Genomic DNA, 22,613 nt, shown 5'->3' with positions numbered 1-22,613 from the left:
ACTAAACATCTCTTTTTTAGAAAAATTTACCAAAAAATTTATTCAAAGTTTTGAGTTTTTCTCGCATGGGCTTAACTTGCAACGAGTCAGGTGAGCTTTTCTCGCTATGATGAAACGCCTCACTTTGACTATATAACAGTGTGCCAAACGCGGTTTGGTATTTACGCTCACCAATCATTGCCGCAATGGTGCGAAGCTTGTCATCATCGCCATATTGGGTATAGGCAGAAATCGCTGAGTGTTGATTGACCTTGTTTACTTTATTGGCAAAGATTTTTTTGGCTAGTGGCAATAATCCGCGCATTTCAGCACCACCGCCCGTGATGACATAGCCTTGTTGTAAAAACTCACTTAGTCCTTCTTTATCCAGCTCTTTTTTAATATGACCTAAAATACTGATATAGCGGGCTTCAGTGACTTCAAGGAGTTCAAGCATATTAATGGTTTTTTCATCGTCATGCTGTGAACGCTTGATGGTAAAAAATTGGCTTGAGTCAATCCCATGGCGATCGACATTGGCTTGGGATTTTTTCATATTCTCTGCTTCAGCAATGGTGACATCTAGCAGCATAGAGATATCCAGTGTCGCGTGATGACCGCCCTCGGCAAAACAATGGGTATAAATCAGCTTATCTTCACGGTAAACACAAATACTGGTCGTCGATGCCCCAATATCAATCAGACATACGCCATGGTATTTTTCTTCAGGTAATAAACCGTATTCGGCGGTAGATACAGCATCAAATAGCATTTGGTCGATACTGACATCACATTCTTGCAGCAGTTGCTGTAAATTTTGGCGACCTTTGACCGGCATCATCATCAGATGATAGAGCACCATCAAGTCATTTGCTTGCATGCCAATCGCATCATCAATCATCTCAGCATTGCCATCTAACGCAATACCTTGCTGGGCATAATGCATCAAATACAAATCATCTGTAAGATGTTTATTTTTGGCTTGGGTTAGCGCGGCGACCACGTCTTTGGCTTGTACGATATCGTGTTTGATTTTGACTTCGCCCACACTATTGACGCTTTGTAAATCTGGGGTAGAAAAACTAAGCCAAACACTGTTTACGCGGCAATTTGCCATGTCTTCAGCGTTTTGAATAGATTGTTTGATGGCAGATTTTAGACGTTCGCGGTGGCGAATGGTGCCTTGGGCGAAATCATGGTTTTTGACGGTAGATAAACCGATAATACGAATATCTTGCGCACTGTGGATTTGACCAATCACAGTATGAATAGCGGTAGCACTTAGGTGGACGACGACGATCAGATCTGGCTTTTTCATAGAACACTACAAAATTATGTTTCACCTAATGGCTGGGGTTGGCGGTGGTTTTTAAGGCGTTAGTTTTCGAATCGGTTGTTGAGTTGGCATCGGTCACGGATTTAGTATCATCCGATTTGGCATTGACGGCAGTTGTATCACCAGCTTGCTGTATCACAGGTCGTTTGGTAATTGCCATGCCGTTTTTATAGCGTAAATCCACCGTTTGCAGCGTTTTGAGCTGTGGCTTAAGCTGATTTTGTAACATGATGCTCAGTCGATACAGTTTTTCTGAGGTATTGTCATTATCAACCAGTACCCGAAGTCCGTTATCAAAGCGAAATAACCATGCCATTCTGGGCGTTACGATGACTTCTTCAATTTTCATACCCAGTGGCATAAACCAATCACTAACTTGCTTGATTTGCTGCATCATGACAACGGCATTTTGGCTATCGCCTTGTAGCTGCATCAAGCTAGGGTTATTTAAGTCATTGCTATCGGCGGGCTTAAATACCGTACCATTGGCATCGACTAAACGTTCACTACCAAACTTGGCAACGGCTTGGCGCGGTACTACATTGACCACAATACCTTGTTGCCAATCACGGCGCACATCGGCTTGCCCTACCCAATCTACCGTCTCAAGTTTTGCTAGATAGCTTTGCAAATCAGCTTTGAGCAGATTTGTGTCGGCTTTTTCGCCCAATAACTGCTGAAGCTGCAGGGTTTGCTGGGTATTTAACCCTTTATGCTGCAAACTAATCGCTGCATTGGGTAATTTGTTGAACACATTAATCGCCAAAGCCGCTAATATCAGCAACAATAACACAACGCCAAGCATTAACAACTTTGGCAGCAGCTGATGAAAGCGATTGGGGAGCGTAGTATCTAGAGAAGCAGTTGCCACAAATGAATTTGCCATATTGACCAATCATAACTCGGTCTAAAATTATTAATTACTAAAATCTCAACAACAAAAATCAAAATAACTAAAAATATTACAAGGATTTATGCCAAGAAGCATATCATAGCAAATTCAATGAAATGAATGGTAAATAGATAATACGCTTCTAGACAATTCAAGTACTTTTTTTGTAAACAAATATAAACGAAAATGACTTATTCGCTCAACGTTTGTTCTAAGATACGCACACATAGCGTCGCAAAATCCATGCCACGCGCTTTTGCTGCCATCGGCACCAGACTATGACTGGTCATACCTGGCACCGTATTGAGTTCAAGTAGATATAGCGTGCCTTCGTCATCTCGTAAAAAATCCACACGCGACCAACCTTTACCCCCAATGGCGGCAAACGCTTTTCTTGCGATTTGTTGCATGGTTTGTTCTTGCGCCTCGCTCAAATCTGATGGGCATTGGTAGACGGTATCATCACGATTGTATTTGGCTTCGTAGTCATAAAACTCAGTCGTTGGGATGATGCGAATACTGGGCAACACCTCATCACCGAGGATTGAGCAAGCATACTCACCGCCTGTAATGGCTTTTTCTGCCAAAATAGCGCCGTGGTATTGTTTGAGCTGTGGGTAGGTCTTGGCAAGCTCGCCCGCTTCTTTAATTTTAAAGACGCCAACACTACTGCCTTCAGCGGCGGGTTTGACAAACAGCGGCAAACCTAGCTGCTGTTCGATAGCAGTAAAATCAGTATTGTCGTCAAGCACGACATAGGGTACGTTTGGTAAATCTAACGCTTGCCAAACTAAGCGGTTGCGAAACTTATCCATGGCAATCGCAGAGGCTAACACGCCACAACCGGTATACGGAATATTAAAACCGTCTAGCACCCCTTGCAGGCTGCCATCTTCGCCAAAAGTGCCATGCAGCACATTAAATACGCGGTCATAGTCGCGCAGTTTTGAGATATCTGTTTCTTTGGGGTCAAAGTGATGGGCATCCACGCCTTTAGCGAGTAGCGCATCAAGCACAGCTTGACCACTCGTGAGTGACACTTCACGCTCGGCACTCCAGCCCCCACAGACAACCGCCACTTTACCAAATTGTTTGACATCGATAAGCTCTGACATATTGATTCCTAATTTTTTGTTAACCGAATTCATTGCTATAATTATTTCACACAAATTTTTAAACTATCGCTTGGCTATGACTTAGCTATGGTTTAGGTATGGCTTGCAATTTTAGCTCACTCATAAAATAATCGCCTGCTGGCAGTATGGGCAAGCTACAACAGCTTTTCAATACCTTAAGTTTCATAACCGCTTGCCGCGTGGTTTTTCAATCAAGCGGTTGTTCAATCAAGCCGTTATTTTTCAGTTAAAAATAAATTGTTTTTTGCCAAATCTAGACAGAGTTGACCCACGTTACCCGCCCCTTGGGTAATCAGCAAATCATTGCCTTTTAACATACTACCTAGCACCTGACGGATTTGATCCATGTCATTGATGTTTAGCATAATTGGCTCAACTTGTCCGCGGGTGCGGATGGTACGGGCAAGGCTGCGACTATCTGCGCCTTCAATCACCGCTTCACCTGCGCTATACACATCGAGTAGCATCAACACATCGACTTGTGACAATACGTCCACAAAATCATCGAAGCAATCACGGGTACGGGTAAAACGGTGAGGCTGGAAAATCATCACCAAGCGGCGATCGGGATAGCTTTGGCGAGCCGCTTTGATAGTCATTGCCACTTCGGTTGGGTGGTGACCATAGTCGTCAATCAATAGCACATCGCCTGCGCCATCTTTGACAGGGTAGTTACCATTGTTTTCAAAACGTCTGCCCACGCCAGCAAATTTTTTGACCGCTTGGCAAATGGCTTCATCACTGACACCTTCATCGGTGGAGATGGTAATAGCCGCTAAGGCGTTATAGACATTATGAATACCAGGAATGTTCAAAGTAATCGGCAGGGGCTCACGGTCTTTACGCAGTACGGTAAAATGGGTTTTGGTGCCGTCTGCCACCACGTCAATCGCTTGCACATCGTTATGTTTTTCTAACCCATAAGTCAACACAGGGCGCGCGATTTTATCAATCAGTCCGTACAACTCTTTGTCATCACCGCACAATACTGCTAACCCATAAAACGGCATATTTTGTAAAAACTGCACATACGCCGCTTTTAGTTTGTCAAAACTGCCGCCATAGGTTTCCATATGGTCTTGGTCAATATTGGTGACAATCGCTGCCATCGGGCGCAGCGATAAAAACGACGCATCGGACTCATCCGCTTCCGCCACCAAATAACGGCTTTGACCCAATGACGCGTTTTTGCCTGACGCGTTAAGTTTACCACCAATCACATAAGTAGGATCCAAACCCGCTTCGGTTAAAATCATGGTAAGCAGGCTAGTGGTGGTAGTTTTGCCATGCGCACCCGCTACCGCAATACCATGACGGTAACGCATCAGCTCACCTAACATATCGGCGCGGCGTACCACAGGAATACGTCCTGACAAGGCAGCTTGGATTTCTGGGTTGGTACGATCAATCGCTGATGACACCACGACCACATCGGCTTCACTGATGTTTTTGGAATCATGCCCGATAAACACTTGAATGCCCATTTGGGTCAAACGGTCGGTCACTGGGCTTTGTTTGATGTCTGAACCGCTAACCATATAGCCATGATTATGGACGACTTCGGCAATACCGCACATCCCTGCCCCACCAATACCGACAAAATGCACGTGGCGTATACGGCGCATCTCTGGGATTTCGACCACGCGCTTGGCAATTTTTTTGGTGACACGGTTGGTTTTTTCAGGTTTTTCAGGTTTTTCAGTAGATTGGGCAGTGGCAGTTTTGGCTGATTTTGACATAGACAGGCTCAATGATAAATGACTTATAAGTTGTAAAAATAATTAAGGTTTTAACTGGGATAAAATGGCATCGGCAGCCAGCTGTGTGGCATTGGGTTTGGCAAATTCACGTGCTTTTTCTGCCATCGCTAAGATTTGATGACGGTCGAGCTTGGCTAAAATGGCACTTAAACTCTCTGCCGTTAATTCTTTTTGCGGCATTAAAAACGCGGCGCCATGTTCTGATAGGGTTTTGGCATTGGCCGTTTGGTGATCATCGACTGCATGGGGCAGCGGCACAAACACCGCAGGCAATCCAACCGTGGCAACTTCTGTGACCGTCAGCGCCCCAGCACGGCAGACAATCACATCTGCCCAGCTGTATGCTTCTGCCATATCTTTGACAAATGGCAAAATCTCATACTGGGTTGATTGGAGTTGTGCTTCGCTATATACCGCTTGGGTAGCCTCTTGGTTGTTTTTACCACATTGATGCCGCACTTGCCATGGCTTGGCGTCTGGCAGACTTTCTAATTTTTTTAGCGTGGGCGCGATATGATTATTTAGTGCCTGAGCACCCAGAGAACCGCCAATGACCAATAGCTTTAAAGGGCTGGTATCATTGACATCGATACGGGCTTTTGGTGGCGGTACTTGTACGATAGCCTCACGTACGGGGTTGCCAACTGTCATCACTTTATTAGAAGGTAGTTCGGTGAAGGTATTTGGGAAGGCTTCTAACACTTGATTAGCAAGCTTAGATAGATAGTTATTACTCATGCCTGCGATGGCATTTTGTTCATGAATCAAAATGGGTATTTTACAAAATTTGGCAGCCAATCCGCCGGGTGCGGTCACATAACCACCAAACCCTACCACGATGCCGATTTTATTGGTTTTGATGATTTTGATAGCGGCTAATGTTGCTTTGAGTAAGGTTGACGGGGCTTTAAATAAGCGTTTGATACCGTTCCCGCGTAACCCCTGCATATTGATGGCATGGTAGGTAAAGTCGTAATGTTGTAGCAACTCATTTTCCATACCGACTAGGGTGCCGAGCCAATGCACTTGGGCACCTGATTGTTGTAACGCTTGAGCCACTGCAATCGCTGGAAACACATGCCCACCCGTGCCTGCTGCCATCATCAGCACGCGCGGTTTTTGCATCGTTGGCTCACTCATCTTATTATCCTTGACCAATCCAATCTAGGTGAGGTGGGGATTAAAAAACCCCGTATGACTGACCGTTTATCGGGAAAAACAATCACCATAAAAATGGCAAAATCATAGCATTATTTCACCCAATAATAAAGTAAATCACTTGAATTGCTAAGTAGCGCCAAGATTTTGCAACCATCGTATCGCTTTATATTCAAAGCGGCTGATTAGTTGTAACCGTTCTGTCATGAATCAGTCAAGCCACTGTCACATATCCCCTTTACCATACTCAGCATAATTGTTTCTGCATTATTTCAAAAAAATTTATTTCGTAGCCAACTGCTAACTGCTATCAGCAAGGAATTCACTCATGACTGAAGTTAACCAATTAAACCAAACCATTAGCCGCCGTAATGTCATTCGTTTTTTGGCAGGGGTGCCTGCGTTGCCACTTGCCACAGGCTCTGTTGCCACCTTATTGACAGGTTGTGGGAGTGATAGTGATAGTAATAGCACAGCAGGCATACTGAATAATACACGAAAAACCATCAAATCCACTGAGTTTGTTGGTATGGCTGCACCAAATTTATCAAATCCCGCCAATATGGCAACGGTGTATGTCGATTCAAAGCTAAAAGCAACCTTTGATGACAATACCACGACTGACTATAAGCTACAGTATCAACCGTTTTTTAAAACAGGCGATAAATTAAAAGACTTAAAGGGTAATGACATCATTGCAGGCGGCTATTTTGATATCTATAACAAGCCTATCATGGATAGCTCAGTGCTAGCCTCTACGCGCCAGTTTTTCTCTGATTGTCCCGATGGTTCTTCATTATTGACAGTTAAAGGCGCACGTGTTGCGGGTGTAACAGGTAATACCGTATTTGCGGTGGTGCAATTTGAATATACAAGTAAAGACCAAGCCGGCAGCAATACTTACGGTACACTACCTTCACCCATTGCGGTAGTGACACTTGACCAAAACCCACAAACAGGCGAACTCAAAGTCGTCAAATACCACAATGTGGATATGTCAAAAGTGTATGGGTTATGGATTACTTGTGGTGCATCCCTCTCACCATGGAATACGCATTTATCATCAGAAGAGTATGAACCAGACGCTTTCATGGCTAAAAGTAGCGACCAATTTAAAGCATTTAGTAAAAACTTATACGGTGATGAAACCAAAGCAAACCCATACCATTATGGTCATTTACCAGAAATCGTAGTCAACGCTGATGGGTCTGGTATCGCGAAAAAACATTTCAATCTAGGTCGTATCTCTCACGAACTGATTCAAGTGATGCCTGACCAACGTACTGCGTTGATGGGCGATGACTTCACTAACAGTGGTTTATTTATGTTTGTTGCCGATAAAGCAGCTGACCTATCTGCAGGTAACCTCTATGTTGCCAAAATCAGCCAAACGTCAGCCAAAGGTGGCCCTGCGGCTGCCAGTGATTTTAGCATCAAATGGATTCATCTAGGACATGCGACCAGCGCTGAAATCGAAGCCTTAGCCAATACAGTAGTACCAACCGATATCATGGATGTCAAATACACTGACCCGAATGATGCCTCTTACAAAAAAATCGGCTATGACGGGGCAAATAACTGGGTAAAACTTGCGCCAAATAGCAAATTACCGGCAGACAAACTCACCCAAGCGGCGGCATTTTTAGAGACCCACCGCTATGCAGCGCTGCAAGGTGCGTCAATGGCATTCACCAAAATGGAAGGCACCACGGTCAATATCAAAGATAAAATCGCCTACTCTGCCATGTCGCGCATTGAAAAATCGATGACCACAGACGAGTACGATGTCAAAGTGGCTCAGCTAAAATCAGGCGCAGTCTATGCCCATGAGCTTAAAGGTGGTCAGGTTGATAACAATGGTAAAGCGATTAACTCTGAGTGGGTCTCTACCCGTATGTATGTACCTGAAGGCTTAGCAGGGGAAGACATTGCCAAAGACGCGCTCGGTAATACCTCTAACATTGATAAAATCTCTTGCCCCGATAACCTAAAATTCTCTGAAAAAATGCGTACCTTATTTATCGGTGAAGACTCTGGCTACCATGTTAACAACTATCTTTGGGCATACAATGTTGATACCAAAAAATTAGCGCGTATCCTGTCAACACCAGCAGGAGCTGAATCTACCGGCCTACACGCGGTCGATGAAGTCAATGGCTATACTTATATCATGTCAAACTTCCAACACCCAGGTGATATGACATTTGTCCCCGCCGTTGAGACAGTGGTTCGCCCGCTCATTAACCAAAACTTCAAAGATGGCTACAGTGCTGCAGTGGGTTATTTGGCATTTAAAGCTTAATACCCTGCCAAGCGATGATATAAAAAACCCAGTCTATGACTGGGTTTTTTATTTTGCTTTGACAATGACAGCTAGTGAATTTGCGTTTTAATATGGGTTTCAATATGCGATTCAATAAACGCAATAAAATCCTCTGCGATATGCGTGCCGCATTGGTCGTCAATCTCACGCACGCAGGTGGGGCTAGTCACGTTAATCTCTGTTACTTTGCCACCAATCACATCCAAGCCCACAAAGTACAAGCCTTTTTGCATTAGCACAGGCGCCACTTGCTCAGCAACTTGGCGCTCTTGCGCTGACAATGGCATGGCGACACCACGACCACCTGCGGCTAGATTACCGCGCGTTTCGCCTTGGCTTGGGATACGCGCCAAGCAATAATCCACGGGCTTACCACCGACAATTAAAATGCGTTTATCGCCGTCCTTGATTTCGGGCAAGTATTTTTGCGCCATCACAGGCAAGCTTTCAAGCTGGGTTAGCATTTCAAGGGTTGAGCCAATATTAGGGCTATCGGCGGTCAGACGAAAAATGCCCATTCCCCCCATGCCATCAAGCGGTTTGACGATGACATCTTGATGGGTTTTGATAAAATCACGGATATGCGTTTGTTTGTTGGTCACAATCGTCGGTGTCATCAGCTCAGGGAATTGCGTCGCAAACAGTTTTTCGTTACAGTCACGTACGCTTTCTGGGTTATTGACTACCAATACACCTGCTCGCTGAGCATATTCTAGCAAGTACAGGCTATACAAAAACTGCATGTCAAACGGCGGGTCTTTACGCATCAAGATGACGTCAAATGCGCGAGCAGACTGCGTGGTTTTTTCCCCCAGCTCATAAAAATGTGCAGGGTCTTTAAACGTTTTGAGCGATTGGCTATCAATTTGCAATGCGCCATTATCGAGCCACAAATCGTGAATTTGGCAATAATGCGCCGTGTGACCACGATCTGCAATCGCCCACAGCATCGCGAGCGTGGTGTCTTTTTTGTAGTTGATGATGTGGATATCGTCCATGACGATCAGAAAATTCAGTGGTTTCATTTATGATCCTTGTTCAATTTTTATCAATTATTCGTTTTGCTATTAAAACATCGATTCGACCGCATTGCCATTATTATCATAGCGCATACCGCTGGTCGGTTGTTCATTGGTAAACCAAAAATGATATTCAGGGTTTCCCGCTTGGCTGTAAACAATCGCTTCTTGTACCATACCTTGACGGAACAGCACTTTTTGTTTGATACGGCTATCGGACAATCGATACGTCACCCAACCATGATATAAACCGTTAACCAAATCAGTGCGAAGCTGGGTCACAAAGTTTGGGTAGTACACCACCAAAAATTCATCAAAATAACCGTTCTTCACAAAGGTGGTAAATTGCTCGCCTTCTGGCATTACGCCATTATAAGGACCATCGGCAATGCCTTGTGGCGCAGCTTGCGGTGATTTTGGCGGCAAGATAAGGCTATTTAACGCATCATAAAACGGCTGTTGGTCAGTTGCCACATTGACAATCGCAGGCGGTTTGCTACCCTCTGCCATCAGTTCATTGATACTACTGCAACCGGTAAGCGCAAATAATATTGCCGATAAGGTAAGTGCAGTGCCAACACGCAAAAGGTGTGCCGTTGTTAGTGTGGTGGGCAAGGCTTTTGTCAACATAGCCGTCCTCTTCAATGGTTAATTTAAAAACAATCTATCGTTAGCGGGGTTGGGTGATGGATTCTATATAACATGATGTAAAAAACTATCTGTGAAATCATCATCACCCAGGATGATGGCAACCGCTGATTAAACGCCGTATTGCTCGCGGTAGGCTTGCATTTTGGCAAGTTCCTCCTGCGTGCCATTTTTGGCGACATACTCGGTAATGTCATCCATCGTGACCAAGGCAAGTACCGGTACATTGAGGCTTTGCGCCAATTCTTGAATAGCAGATTGTTCGCTTTGACCTTTTTCTTTGCGATCCAGCGCAACGATAATCCCCGCGACTTTGGCCTCTGATTTTTCTAATAGCGCAACGACTTCGCGCATCGCTGTACCCGCGGTCATCACATCATCAATCACCCAAACTGATTTGCCTTTGAGATCGGCTCCAACCAGCATACCGCCTTCCCCGTGGTCTTTGGCTTCTTTGCGGTTGTAGCCCCAATCGGCATTGATTTGGTGATTGTTCCACAGTGCTTGCGCGGTCGCCGCCACAAACGGAATACCTTTATATGCTGCCCCAAAAATCACCAAATCGCTACTTTCGGTAGATTGTAGCTGCTTGGCAAGGGCATCAGCATACCCATTTGCCAACACCGATAATAGCTCACCGGTTGATAACAAACCTGCGTTAAAAAAATACGGGCTTATACGACCTGATTTTAGGGTAAATTCGCCAAATTTTAATACATTGTTTTTGAGTGCCACTTCAATAAAATGCTGGGGAATAAACTGCGGTGCGTGAGCGGCTTGGGTTTGAGAGGATGGGGTTTGAGATGCTTGGGCTTGAGATAATTGCGACATACGCGACTCCAAAAAAGAACAAGTTAAAAAATACCATTAGCCGCCTGTGATTGGGTTTTGCGAGCTAATGGTGATAGTACGTTTGCTGATGGCTGTTTGCTTACCCACTTGCCAGTCGATGGCAATGGCGGCGAGCTCAACATGCGTCGGCTCGATATATAAATCGTCATGCCGGGTCAAAAAATGCAATTGCGTGCGATGCGCCTCGATGTATTGATTGATAGCATCAGCCAAGTCTTGCAAGGTGATTTGGGGGTTGAGTGATTTGCGTGATTTGCATTGGCATAGCAAAAATACACAAAGCATAATATGGTACATTTGTCCCATTAGATACAGTTTGGTTTCGATATTAAGTAGCGCTTGATTATAGGTGGCGTCAGACTGTGTGCTGGGGGCATCGTTGGCTTGATGTGCGCAGGAATTTTGCAATGTCTGCTGTGACAAGGATGTTGTAAGCTTATCCATACTCGCTAAATGCGGGTATCGACCCATAACCTCTTTCATCAGTGAAACACTGCTGTCATTGACGAGCTGTGGCAACAAAGACAGCGGTAAATGCAATGACGGGTGTTTGCTTTGGCTGCTATTGGCCTGCTGTTGCTGCTGCTGGATAAAGTGCCGCATCTCAATGGTTTGGTCAGATAGTAACTGCTCTAGCATGTCAGATTGATGACTTTGCGAACTTTTTTTAAGGGTTTTTGTTGTGCTGCCCTTCATTCGGTAGGGCTTGGCAACGTCTTTTACACTAGCGTTGAGGTTGTTGTTGGTATCCGCCACTGGCAATGAAAGCGGTTTTTGCATATAGACGTCAATGGTATGACGCGCCGGTATGACGCGCTTATCAATCGGGCGACAAGGATCGGGCAAAGCCAATCTTTCTGCCTCTGTCATCACATTGGGATGGCGTAGCTGGTGTTTGTCTTTAACAACTTGTTTTTTTGCGGCTTGGCGCTCAGTATTGGAATACGTCATGGCATACACGGCTATAAAATCACTGATAGGTAAATGCTGAAAAATTTTTGTTGAAACCCACCACCCATCACTAATTGCCTAAAGTCGACAAAATATGCTGATAGCCTGACTGCCAATCTGGGTAGTTGAACCAAGTAGCTGGCAAGTTAGTGATAATGCGTTTGCCCGTTGTTGGCTCCATACAGGGCAGCGATAAGTTCAAGCCCTGTGCAGTCGCCAAATAGTTTAGCACAGTATAGAGCGGGACTGGCGCGTTATCTGTCGCCAAGTAAACTGGCACGGTTTGACCCGCATTGATGACAGTGACAATGATGCTGACTAAATCTGTATCCATAATACGATTAGTCCATGTGTTACTCGGATAATCACTCGCCATATTTGTCGACTGCGCTGCTAACTGTCTTGCCATGGTCAGTAGACGTAGCCGTGACTGCCCATAAATCCCACTTGGGCGAATGATGACGCTCTTATCTTCAAAATGCCGCTGCAACAACTGCTCAGTCTGCAAAATCACTTGAGAAGTGGCGCTCGCTGGCGCGAACACAGGGGTATCGATATCAATGATTTCGCCCGCGTTTTGTCCGTAAACGCCTGTCGAAGAAATAAATACCACACGTTTGAGGTTTGGCAGATGGTCACCCAATCGCACCACATGCTCGGCAATCGCATAATAACTGTCACGGTAGCCTTGTAGCGACAGGGTATCTGGACTGACAATGATACAGATTTGGCTAATTTGGCTGGTCCATTGACTTAGCTGCGCAACGTCTAACGTGCGCGCATCACTGGCAACAAAATGTAGATTTTCCTGATATAGATGGTCATTATCGGGCGGTAGCTTGGGTGTTCTGGGGCTGCAGAAAACCAAATCTGTCGGCGTGGAGCGGCTAACACCAATCACGCAATGCCCCTGCGCCGCTAATTGCTTAGCAACTGGTAAACCAATTTTGCCCAGTCCAATCATTAAAATGGTTTGCATCATGCTATGACCTATCGTGAATGGCATTAAAAAAGCTGACTATTTTTAATTGATGTATTTTTAACCGATTTATTGTTGAAAACGCATCGATAAATCAATGGCTTTGATATGCTTCGTCAATGCACCCATTGAGATAAAATCCACCCCGGTTTCTGCCACTTGGCGTAGATGGGTAAGACTAATATCGCCTGAAGCTTCAAGCTGGCAAGGCTTGCCAAGACTAGCAACTAGCTCGACCGCTTTTTGGGTATCTTCAATGGTAAAATTATCGAGCATCACGATATCGGCATTGGCAGCGATGGCTTGATGCAACTCATCAAAATTTTCTACTTCAACTTCCACTGGCTTATTGGCAATCTGACGCGCCTGACTGACTGCTTGGGCGATACCGCCACACGCCATGATATGGTTTTCTTTTATCAAAAAGGCATCGTATAGCCCGATACGGTGATTATTACCGCCGCCACATAGCATGGCGTATTTTTGCGCATGGCGTAGCATTGGCAAGGTTTTACGGGTGTCTAACAATTTGGTCGGTAGTTCTGCGATGACCGCCACATGGTTGGCAACCACAGTGGCAGTAGATGATAAAGTCTGTAAAAAATTGAGCGCGGTACGTTCACCCGTCAGCAGTGCCCGGGTGTTACCGATGAGCGTCACCAAAACTTGATTAGCTGTCACAGCGTCACCGTCTTTGACTGCCCAATCAAGCTGCATATTGGGGTCAAGCTGGCGAAATACTTCATCCACCCATGCCTTACCCGCGACCACCATCGGTTCACGACAAATAATGGTTGCCGTATCGCGCTGTGTTTCGGGTATTAATTGGGCATTAATATCCCCAGTGGCGATGTCTTCTTGCAGCGCAAGTGCGACTTGTTTGGCGATTTCAATACGTAGTAGTGAGCTGATGTGCGGGGTGGTGACCGAGGTGTCACTAATGGTTGGGCTAGCAGCAGACATGCAAATAATCCCTTATTGTCGATGGGGCATTTTCGATGAAGTATGTTAGATTGTATTATCGCCTATTCTTTGGGGGCTTGGGTAGTAGTTTGTTGATATAAACGCAGGGCAATCAACGCCAAAGCCGCTATAATTGCGGCGAGTACACCCCATAGTGCCCATGTTTTGTAGCGTTCAAACGACGCGTTGGGGTTGTTCAATGCCTCGATATTTTGCATTTGTCCTTCAACGGTGTTGCCGAGGCTGGTAAGTTGTTGGTTGGATAGCGTGATATTGGGTTGTTGTAATACGCGTGGCTCGTTAATCACCAGTCGATAAGGCGCTGTGCCTTGTGCTAAAAAATACATCTCATACATGGGCGTTAACAGATTGACCGGCAAATCATCTTGCTGCATTTGACCGCCCAATTGCAGCGATTTGGTCAACGTCGGTTGCCAACTGACCGTGGTATGGTTTTTATCAATTTGTGAATTGGCTAAAATTTTATCATTACTTACATTAGCGGTTTTGTTGATTTTAGCCAATTGATTGGCTTCTTGCTCAGGTACCTTGATGCTCACTTGCCACAGCTGATTTTCGGGGACAAAAAAACTCACCCCTGTGGTCAACATAGGCTGAGCAAGGCTAAGCCGCCATTGGTTGGTGTCATCTTTGACTTTTGAAAAACTGGCGCGGGTCAAGAAGAAACTTGCCTCACTCACCATGCGATTTAAACTGGCTGCCTCAAGATTGATAGGCTGATTTGCCACCACTTGCCAATACCGATAATTGGCTTGCTGCGGCTCGATGGCAATAGCATTGCCTGTCGCTATCGGCTGATTAGTACCGTCAGCTTGCGGCGCTACCATTTGGCTATGTTGGGCAGGCTGGCTAGGTTGACCACGTTGGCTAGGGCTAAAGGGGCTGACCACCGTTTGGCTGACCATCTGCCAGCTTTGTAAGTCATCACTGCCATAAATTTGCAGTTGCAGTGGGCGCTTGCTGGGCTGGGCTGAATTCACGGGTAAAAATTTTAGCCAAAGATTGACTGCTTGCTCGGTTGATAAATTAGATTGGTTTTTGGCAAAGTTGGGATTGGTTAACCACCAAGTTCTGACCGGGTTATTGGTAACAGCGGCAACTGGGTTTGAAGGTAAATTGCTAAGGTCAATATTAATTGATTGTTGGTTGTCTGGGTTATCAAGCTGTACGGTCAACGCATGGCGTAATTTTTCCACCGCATTGGGGTTATCGGTCTCTACGCTAACTACTTGCAATACTTGATTGACGGATGATTGTTTGCTGACAGGGCGAATCGCCATCGGCATAATATGACCTTTGGCATCAATCAAGCGATAATTTTGTTTATCATTAATATCCACCCCATTTTGCTGCATGATTAAAGCTAACAAACTGGGCGTTAACGACGAAAATTTTACCAGTTGGGCGCTGTTGGGATTGTCCGCTTGATTTTCTCCCGGTAACTCAATGTCGATTACAAAGCTATTTTGCAATGCCTCAAAGCCATAGCTGATATTGTCAGTGTCATGCGCTTGCTCTGACTTGTCAACGATGGCAGGCGCTACCGTGGTCGTGGTGGTCTTTTGCGAGGCAACAGTGATGGATGCCGTTTGCGTGGGGTTTTGGGCATCTGCTTGCGTGTAAATGATAGCTACTAACAATAGCGGCGAAACTAAAGTTGCCGATAAAATACAGGCGCGGTGTTTGGCTAATCTCACGTGACAATGCTTATTTTTTTTCATTTTTACTTCATTGTTAATTTATAGTTACTATAGAATTTATAGCTCCTATATAACTGATATGGCTTTACAAGCTCACCCATTGCGATGGACATTGACAAGAACTCAGACCAATTAAACTTAACCAAAAAAACAGCGTAGCCCGTCTTTGGGTTATCGACATAAAGCCGTCAGTCATAACTAATCTAAAAATTTGGAAATCCTAACATCACATGGTTAGCATCATTAGACAGTATCAACCTTAAATTTTTATGTTAGAAAATAATAAATAGCATTCTAACTTGTTGATAGTAATTAGATTTATAATTTGGTTAACATAAAACTTTGCCCTATAAGGATATTAACAATACCCACTCAAAACTTCTATACCGTGCTACAAACCACTAACAAGAGAGCCCATATTTTGGATAAATACTAGCCAGATGTTACAATTTAAAGACAATTAGGCAGCAAGTCTTTGTGCATTTAGCTAATCCCGCCTGCCGTAAATACGCAAAATAACCCACGTTATTCACGAGCTTTAGCAGGGGTTTACTTAGCTTTTTTTGGCTGCATTCTTTTTGTCTGATTTGAGTTTATCTGATTTGGGTTTACCTACTTTGGGGGGTAAGGGTGCAAGATAACCAATGACTAGCATCAACAAGCCTGCCCCGATAAAAGACACCACACGCAGTACTGCACTGGTATTCGACATATCAATCAATAGCAACTTGGCAACCACCATGGTCAATAATGCGATACCGGCAAACCATACCAAGCGAATGACTTTTTTGTTTGCCAAGAACATCAATACCATCGCAATGATGGTCCATAAGATAGTCAGCCCCGTCTGTACCATACTGACTGACCAAGCGCCACGTTCCCACGTTGGCGTGCCCCAAACGCTGGCAAACCCACGCACCAACATACTACTGACCGTCACAAATGCCCCTAAACCGCAAGCCACCAAAACGATAGTACGATAGTTGCTATCAACTTTGAGTGCCACATAAGATTGGTACAGTAAAATACTGATTAAGGTCAAATCCAGCGGATTGAGCAGTGGCAGATAAATGCCCAATAGCTGACCGTCTAACGAGAAATTGGCAGATAAACTCCAAATAAAGGTCATCGGTAGCAAAATATAAGCACTGTGTTTAAGTAGCCAATCAACCTCTAACCAACCAAGCAAACGACCACCAATCGCCTGAAGTTTTGGCAGCAACAACAAACTCATCAGCCCCAGCACAGCCAGCACGGTCGGTAAAATAGTGATAATGGCTCGAAGCTCTTGGGCATGCTGCCAATAGTTAAATGGCACTTGTTGCAGCATCCAAGTTAGCATAGCAATCAGTACCAAAAACCAAACGAGCGCGTCAACGCTTGTATCGAGTCGGTCGCGGTGCCAGCGACTAAGCAGCCACGCGCCTAGCAATTTTGCGATGGCTAAACAGCCGAGCATAGCGAGCAAATAACGCCCCAACCCACTAAATGCTTTGATGTGATAATCGTTTAAGTCTACAACCGTCTCGACCTTAACATGGGTGAGACAAACTAGCACCCAGCTCATCATCGCAAACGGTAAAATCAAGCGGCTCACCTTACGCATACTGCGCCAAACAAAACGCTGATGCATCAGCTGTCCCACAATTAAAAATACCGCCATACCCATAGCAAGTTTGATGCTGGTGGTTTTGCCACCGTTGTTCCAAAAGGGGTCAGCGGATAAAATTGCCGACAGATACAGCACAAACCCGACAACCACAAGCGCGGTGGCAACAAAGCTGTGACTGGCATTATCAGCGATTTGTTGAACCCGTTTATGCGTCGTTTTGACTGTCGCAGGTTGAGTTTGAGGCTGACCTTTAGCTTGGGATGTGGCTGCCGCGATATTGGCTCTACCGTGACGCAAAATAAAAGCAGACAGCAGCACACACGCTGTCAATACGGTCAGTGGCAAAGTGGATGAAGCCGCTACTATAGATGTTTGGTGCGGAATAGATAATTGATCCAGTAGCCCATACCAATGCCGCATGAGGGTATCAAAGCCCACCAATAACACGATACTAAAGGCTTGCAATGCCAACCCAAAATATACCGTCCAGCGTCTTTGGGTACGCGCACCGAGCCACACCAATGCAGCACCTTGCACTGCCCAACCGATACTAATCCATTTGGCTGATAGCGCCAGTGGTATCACCAAAGCCAAAAACCCACAGCCGAGTGCAAGGCTGGCTTCAATAAGTAGCTCAAAGCTGTTATCAAATTGGTTGTTGGCTTGTGGGTCGCCTGCGATGCTACGGCGATGATGTTTGAGCAGCCACAGTCCTAAATTCAAATAAATAGCCGATAACGCACTGCTCGCAAAGGCCAGATGATAAGGCAAATCATTGAGCAAGCTTGCCATCAGCCCAAACCCTAGTAACGCTGTACCAAACAACAAGCCTGAATCTATCGATAGAATCGGGCGTTTGGCTAACCCCCTGTTCATTTGTAGCAGCGTTTGGTTATAGCTCACGACCTGCTGAGAGTATCTAACTGCAATAAACAAATACAGCGCCATGTGCCCAACCAATAACCCCAGCAGTTGCCAGCGTAATGACAGCCAGCCTGCACCTGCACTATTGCCACTAAATGCACGAAATCCCCACACATACGCAAGCCCAAAGGTCACTGCTAGGCTGAGCGCATTGAGCAATTTCCAAGTGCGATAATGGGCAATCACCGCAACCGCTATATTGAGTAATAAATAATAACTAAATAACATCACCACACTACCGTCAGGTCGGCTGACCAGTATCGGCGCAAAAAACGCCCCACCGAATGCCAAGACCGCAAGCGGCAGCGCATTTTGCCACACCGAAAACATCACTGTTAACCCTGCCAGTAATGCAAGCACGCCGAAGGTTAAGGTTGATGGTAGTAGTCCATACAATTTAAAACTCGCAAACACCGTCAAATAAATCACCGCAAAGCCGACGCCTTGCAAGGTTAAACCGTAACTGCGTTTTTTGGCAGTGGTGCGATAGCCGACTACCGTTATCACAAAGCCACCTAACGCTACCAGCGCCATGCGCACGGGCATCGATACCTCAATATATTGGCTGGCAAGTTTGAGTAATAGCACCACGCCCACTAGCAACACCAGTGCACCGACACGCACCACCAAGTTTTCCCCAAAGAACCATTGGGTGGCACTTGCCCAAAGCGATGTCACAATATTGGTAGCGCTTTCATCATCTCTTAAAGAATGAGAAGAAGGAGATGATGACTGTGGCAAAGTGGGTTTATGCGGTGGGGCTGCGTCATTCACGGACGGCTGCGTTGCCGTTGGCGCAGTTGAACTAACCGAAGCGTCAAGCGTGTTCGCCATTGGCAAAGAGGCAACTATTGAGAGGGGCGCTGGGGAGGGCGTTGGGACGGTGGCTTGACTGATGGGCTGCGTAATGGGGTCAGTAATAGGGTCAGTGACAGGCTGATTTTGGCGGCTATCGCTTGCCGATTGCTGGCTAGATGATGGCTTTGCCTCGCTGCTTAGGATATACACGGTTGCCATGACGTCAGCGAGTTGTTTTTGCAGATTGTCGAGCTTGGATTCAAGCCGGGTAATTGCTTTTTGTTGGGCAAAAATTTTATAAAGCGCCCCCACGACTGCCAGTATCAACGCCGCTATAATCGTATCCATCAAATGCTCTACCCTTGTTATCAGCTTAGCGATAGCATACCATTTTTTTGCAAAATTGCTTTTTTTTAACTGTGTCTTTCGGTTAAGGTGATGATAAGCCCATTTTATGCTAAATTAGCCACATGATTAAGTAGCGTTTTACCAACTATTTGAAACACCATTTTGATGATTGGGCGGGGTATGGTTATGTCGAGATTTAGCATTGAGCAGGGTTTGTTAAGCCCATGCGAGTTTGTGGCGTCACCCAATTTTGGACAACGCCCCGACCCTAACGATATTCACCTCATTGTGATTCATAACATCAGCTTGCCGCCCAGTGAATTTGGTCTAAAAAATGACCAAGGCGAGCATTTTGTTCGTGCATTTTTTCAAAATCAGTTAGACCCCAATGCCCATCCGTATTTTGCAACCATTTATCAGCAGCAGGTCTCCGCGCATTTGTTTATTGAGCGCGATGGTAGGGTCACACAGTTTGTGAGCTTTGATGAGCGTGCTTGGCATGCTGGCAAATCTAGTTATTTGGGCGTACCAAACTGCAATGACTATTCGATTGGGATTGAGCTGGAGGGTGATGATTATAGCGAGTTTGATGACAGGCAATACCAAGCTTTAAGTGGCGTGATTGCCGCGATTTATCAAGCTTATCCCAAAACCATCAATCATCTAGCCGGTCACAGCGATATCGCGCGCGGCCGCAAGTCCGACCCGGGGCTGTATTTTGATTGGGTGAAACTAAGAAAAATGGTCAATAAAAGTGAAATCAGCCATTAGATTCCATTAGGTGACTTTCAAAAATTTATCCTATGGCAATTTTGTAGGATAACGATTTTGAAAGATAACATTTTTGCAAGATAACGATTTGGCAAGATAATAGTGCCCAAATCAAACTACAAAATTCAATTATCACACCCACTTCTCGGCAAAACTTGCAGCGATTCTTTCATGTCAAAACTTATCAAATCCACCGCTATTATTAGTTTCTTTACGTTATTTTCACGTATCTTGGGTATGATTCGCGACATGGTATTGATGAGCGTGTTTGGTACGGGTGGCATGATGGATGCGTTTTTGGTGGCCTTCAAATTGCCCAATTTTTTGCGGCGGCTGTTCGCTGAAGGCGCTTTTGCCCAAGCTTTTGTCCCTGTACTATCCGATTATCAACACCAAGCCCAAGATAACGACATGGCCGATAGCAAAAAAGCCTTGCTCGGCATTCAAATTCTTATCAGTCGGGTGGCAGGTACGTTATTGTTGATTTTATCAGGCTTAACCGCCGTGATAGTCATTTTCGCGCCCGCCGTGATTGCTGTGTTTGCGGTGGGGTATCTGCATGAGCCTAGCAAATTTACAACCGCAGTTGAGCTACTTCGTATCACCTTTCCTTATTTGTTATTTATCGCCATGACCGCGTTTGCTAGTAGTATTTTGCAAAGCGTGGGGCGGTTTGCCTTGCCTGCCTTTGCACCGGTGATTTTAAATGTGTGTATGATTGTGGGCGCGATTTGGGTAGCGCCGCTGCTTGCCAAGCCAATTTTGGCAGTCGGTTATGCCGTTGCGGTGGCAGGTGTGCTGCAGCTATTGATTCAATTGCCGCAATTGCATAGCCATCAGCTGCTGGTGATGCCAAAGGTTAGCTTTCGTCATCCTGGCGTGCGACGGATTTTAAAACTCATGCTTCCTGCGCTGTTTGGGGTATCAGTCACCCAAATCAATATGCTGGTCAACACGGTACTGGCTTCAACCATGGTTGATGGCTCGGTCTCTTGGCTTTATACCGCAGAGCGGATGAGTGAGCTGCCGCTAGGGCTGATTGGGGTGGCGATTGGTACGGTGATTCTGCCCAGTCTATCCAAAAGTATCGCAAGCGATGACCATCAACAATTTAGACACACCCTAGATTGGGCGACGCGGCTGACGGTGTTGGTCGGCGTGCCTGCATCCATCGCGCTTGGCATGATTAGTAATGTGCTTATGATATCCCTGTTTGAACATGGGGAATTTGTACGGCAAGATGCCATGATGAGTGGGCTTGCGCTACAGTGCTTATCGGGTGGGATTTTGGCATTTATGCTAATTAAAATATTTGCCCCGGCTTTTTTTGCCCGTCATGACAGTCGCATCCCTGTCAAAGTCGGTGTGATTAGCGTGATTGCCAATGTCGTGTTAAGCCTAATACTGGCTGGGTTATTTAAAAAGTGGCAAATCGCACCCCATGCCGGGCTAGGGCTTGCCAATACGCTGGCGTCTTTTATCAATGCGGCGCTGTTATATTTTTATTTACATACCCAAGGTATTTATCGGTTTGGTGCGGCTTGGCGACGATTAGCGGTTATCTTTGCCATGGCAAATGGGGCGATGGGGTTGGCACTTGCCGCTGGTATTCATTTTTTCCCGATTACCGCGCATCAAGGTATTCGTATTGTTGCACTATTGGCGCTGTGTGTGGTGGGCGCTATGGTGTATGGCGCAGCGCTATTAATCGCTGGCTTTAGGCTATCAGAACTAAGACCGCATCATAGCGTTCAATAAACAATAGACAACGGAAAACAGACAAAAAAACGGCTAAATAAAATTTATCTAGCCGCTTTTTTTAACTGAAGTTTTTAATTGAGTTTTGTGACTGATCTTTGCACGTAAATTTTTTAACCGATTCAGGCATCAACCCACCAAGACATTAGCGCTTTATCGAATTTTGGCAGTCTTTATTATCACAAATTCCATATAGTACCAGCGAGTGCCCTGATAGGGTAAAGCCAAAGTCTTTGGCGACTTTTTCTTGCAGCGCTTCGATTTCTTCATTGTGAAATTCAATGATTTTGCCGCATTGGTCACATACCAAGTGGTCATGGTGCTCATCTTTGGCGATTTCAAATACCGACAAGTTGTTTTCAAAATTGTGACGCTCGACAATCCCCGCTTGTTCAAACTGGGTTAACACGCGGTAAACAGTCGCAAGCCCCACGTCTTCACCGTGCTCCATCAAGGCTTTATACACATCTTCCGCGCTCATGTGATGGGATTCGGCTTTTTCTAGCAATTCTAAAATTTTCAAACGCGGTAACGTGACTTTCAAACCGGCACGACGCAAATCTTGGTTGGTAAAAGACGACATATAAATCCTCGCACCTATCAGGTGTCGCTTATAAACTGAAAATTATAACTAGAGACCTTTGCACGAAACAGCCCCTTTGCTCGAGGCATACCACCAAACCGA

17 protein-coding genes are annotated in these 22,613 nt (G+C 45.4%); 3 read left to right on the top strand and 14 right to left on the bottom strand.

Annotation, left to right across the window (positions count from 1 at the left end):
* Positions 1-16: 16 nt before the first annotated feature.
* From ftsA to murG, 5 genes are all read right to left on the bottom strand, one after another.
* Entirely contained in the window at positions 17-1,297 is a 1,281-nt protein-coding gene (gene ftsA, locus RT084_RS03655) for a cell division protein FtsA (protein WP_313097697.1), read from the bottom strand.
* Between the two features lie 25 nt (positions 1,298-1,322).
* A complete protein-coding gene (locus tag RT084_RS03650; protein ID WP_313097696.1) occupies positions 1,323-2,201 on the bottom strand; it encodes a cell division protein FtsQ/DivIB in 879 nt (292 codons plus the stop codon).
* Between the two features lie 197 nt (positions 2,202-2,398).
* Positions 2,399-3,322 (bottom strand): D-alanine--D-alanine ligase, encoded by a 924-nt coding sequence (locus tag RT084_RS03645; protein WP_095356141.1) that lies wholly within the window; start codon positions 3,320-3,322, stop codon positions 2,399-2,401.
* A 236-nt stretch (positions 3,323-3,558) separates the two neighbouring features.
* Entirely contained in the window at positions 3,559-4,968 is a 1,410-nt protein-coding gene (gene murC / locus RT084_RS03640; protein ID WP_312383975.1) for a UDP-N-acetylmuramate--L-alanine ligase, read from the bottom strand.
* Positions 4,969-5,124: 156 nt separating this feature from the next.
* A complete protein-coding gene (gene murG / locus RT084_RS03635; RefSeq protein ID WP_312522344.1) occupies positions 5,125-6,243 on the bottom strand; it encodes an undecaprenyldiphospho-muramoylpentapeptide beta-N-acetylglucosaminyltransferase in 1,119 nt (372 codons plus the stop codon).
* A gap of 346 nt (positions 6,244-6,589) precedes the next feature.
* Between murG and RT084_RS03630 the strand changes: the two genes are divergently transcribed.
* Complete coding sequence (locus RT084_RS03630; RefSeq protein ID WP_312383801.1) at positions 6,590-8,563, top strand: PhoX family protein; 1,974 nt, start codon at positions 6,590-6,592, stop codon at positions 8,561-8,563.
* A 71-nt stretch (positions 8,564-8,634) separates the two neighbouring features.
* On the opposite strand, the gene gshB is transcribed toward RT084_RS03630, so the two are convergent.
* From gshB to RT084_RS03590, 8 genes are all read right to left on the bottom strand, one after another.
* Complete coding sequence (gene gshB, locus RT084_RS03625; protein ID WP_312383799.1) at positions 8,635-9,609, bottom strand: glutathione synthase; 975 nt, start codon at positions 9,607-9,609, stop codon at positions 8,635-8,637.
* Positions 9,610-9,651: 42 nt separating this feature from the next.
* A complete protein-coding gene (locus RT084_RS03620; RefSeq protein ID WP_312383796.1) occupies positions 9,652-10,233 on the bottom strand; it encodes a toxin-antitoxin system YwqK family antitoxin in 582 nt (193 codons plus the stop codon).
* Positions 10,234-10,362: 129 nt separating this feature from the next.
* On the bottom strand, positions 10,363-11,082 hold the full coding sequence (pyrE, locus tag RT084_RS03615; RefSeq protein WP_284034565.1) for an orotate phosphoribosyltransferase: 720 nt from the start codon (positions 11,080-11,082) through the stop codon (positions 10,363-10,365).
* Positions 11,083-11,118: 36 nt separating this feature from the next.
* Complete coding sequence (locus tag RT084_RS03610; protein WP_313097695.1) at positions 11,119-12,054, bottom strand: hypothetical protein; 936 nt, start codon at positions 12,052-12,054, stop codon at positions 11,119-11,121.
* A gap of 70 nt (positions 12,055-12,124) precedes the next feature.
* Positions 12,125-13,036, bottom strand: a complete 912-nt coding sequence (locus RT084_RS03605; protein WP_313097694.1) for an NAD-dependent epimerase/dehydratase family protein — start codon at positions 13,034-13,036, stop codon at positions 12,125-12,127.
* Positions 13,037-13,102: 66 nt separating this feature from the next.
* On the bottom strand, positions 13,103-13,996 hold the full coding sequence (gene nadC / locus RT084_RS03600; protein ID WP_312383788.1) for a carboxylating nicotinate-nucleotide diphosphorylase: 894 nt from the start codon (positions 13,994-13,996) through the stop codon (positions 13,103-13,105).
* A gap of 62 nt (positions 13,997-14,058) precedes the next feature.
* Positions 14,059-15,738: a DUF3999 family protein gene (locus tag RT084_RS03595; RefSeq protein ID WP_312383787.1), complete on the bottom strand. Its 1,680-nt coding sequence runs from the start codon at positions 15,736-15,738 to the stop codon at positions 14,059-14,061.
* A gap of 532 nt (positions 15,739-16,270) precedes the next feature.
* Complete coding sequence (locus tag RT084_RS03590; protein WP_312383785.1) at positions 16,271-19,399, bottom strand: DUF2339 domain-containing protein; 3,129 nt, start codon at positions 19,397-19,399, stop codon at positions 16,271-16,273.
* Positions 19,400-19,585: 186 nt separating this feature from the next.
* Between RT084_RS03590 and ampD the strand changes: the two genes are divergently transcribed.
* Entirely contained in the window at positions 19,586-20,170 is a 585-nt protein-coding gene (ampD, locus tag RT084_RS03585) for a 1,6-anhydro-N-acetylmuramyl-L-alanine amidase AmpD (protein ID WP_138018726.1), read from the top strand.
* Between the two features lie 171 nt (positions 20,171-20,341).
* Positions 20,342-21,928, top strand: coding sequence for a murein biosynthesis integral membrane protein MurJ (murJ, locus tag RT084_RS03580; RefSeq protein ID WP_312383782.1), 1,587 nt, complete (start codon positions 20,342-20,344; stop codon positions 21,926-21,928).
* Between the two features lie 145 nt (positions 21,929-22,073).
* Here murJ and fur read toward each other — a convergent pair whose 3' ends face one another.
* A complete protein-coding gene (gene fur / locus RT084_RS03575) occupies positions 22,074-22,511 on the bottom strand; it encodes a ferric iron uptake transcriptional regulator (RefSeq protein WP_201664863.1) in 438 nt (145 codons plus the stop codon).
* Positions 22,512-22,613: the final 102 nt, after the last annotated feature.

Origin of the sequence: Moraxella sp. CTOTU48717, from assembly GCF_032057165.1 — a bacterium.
Lineage (GTDB): Bacteria > Pseudomonadota > Gammaproteobacteria > Pseudomonadales > Moraxellaceae > Faucicola > Faucicola tetraodonis.
This window is presented reverse-complemented; position numbering and strand designations above follow the sequence as displayed.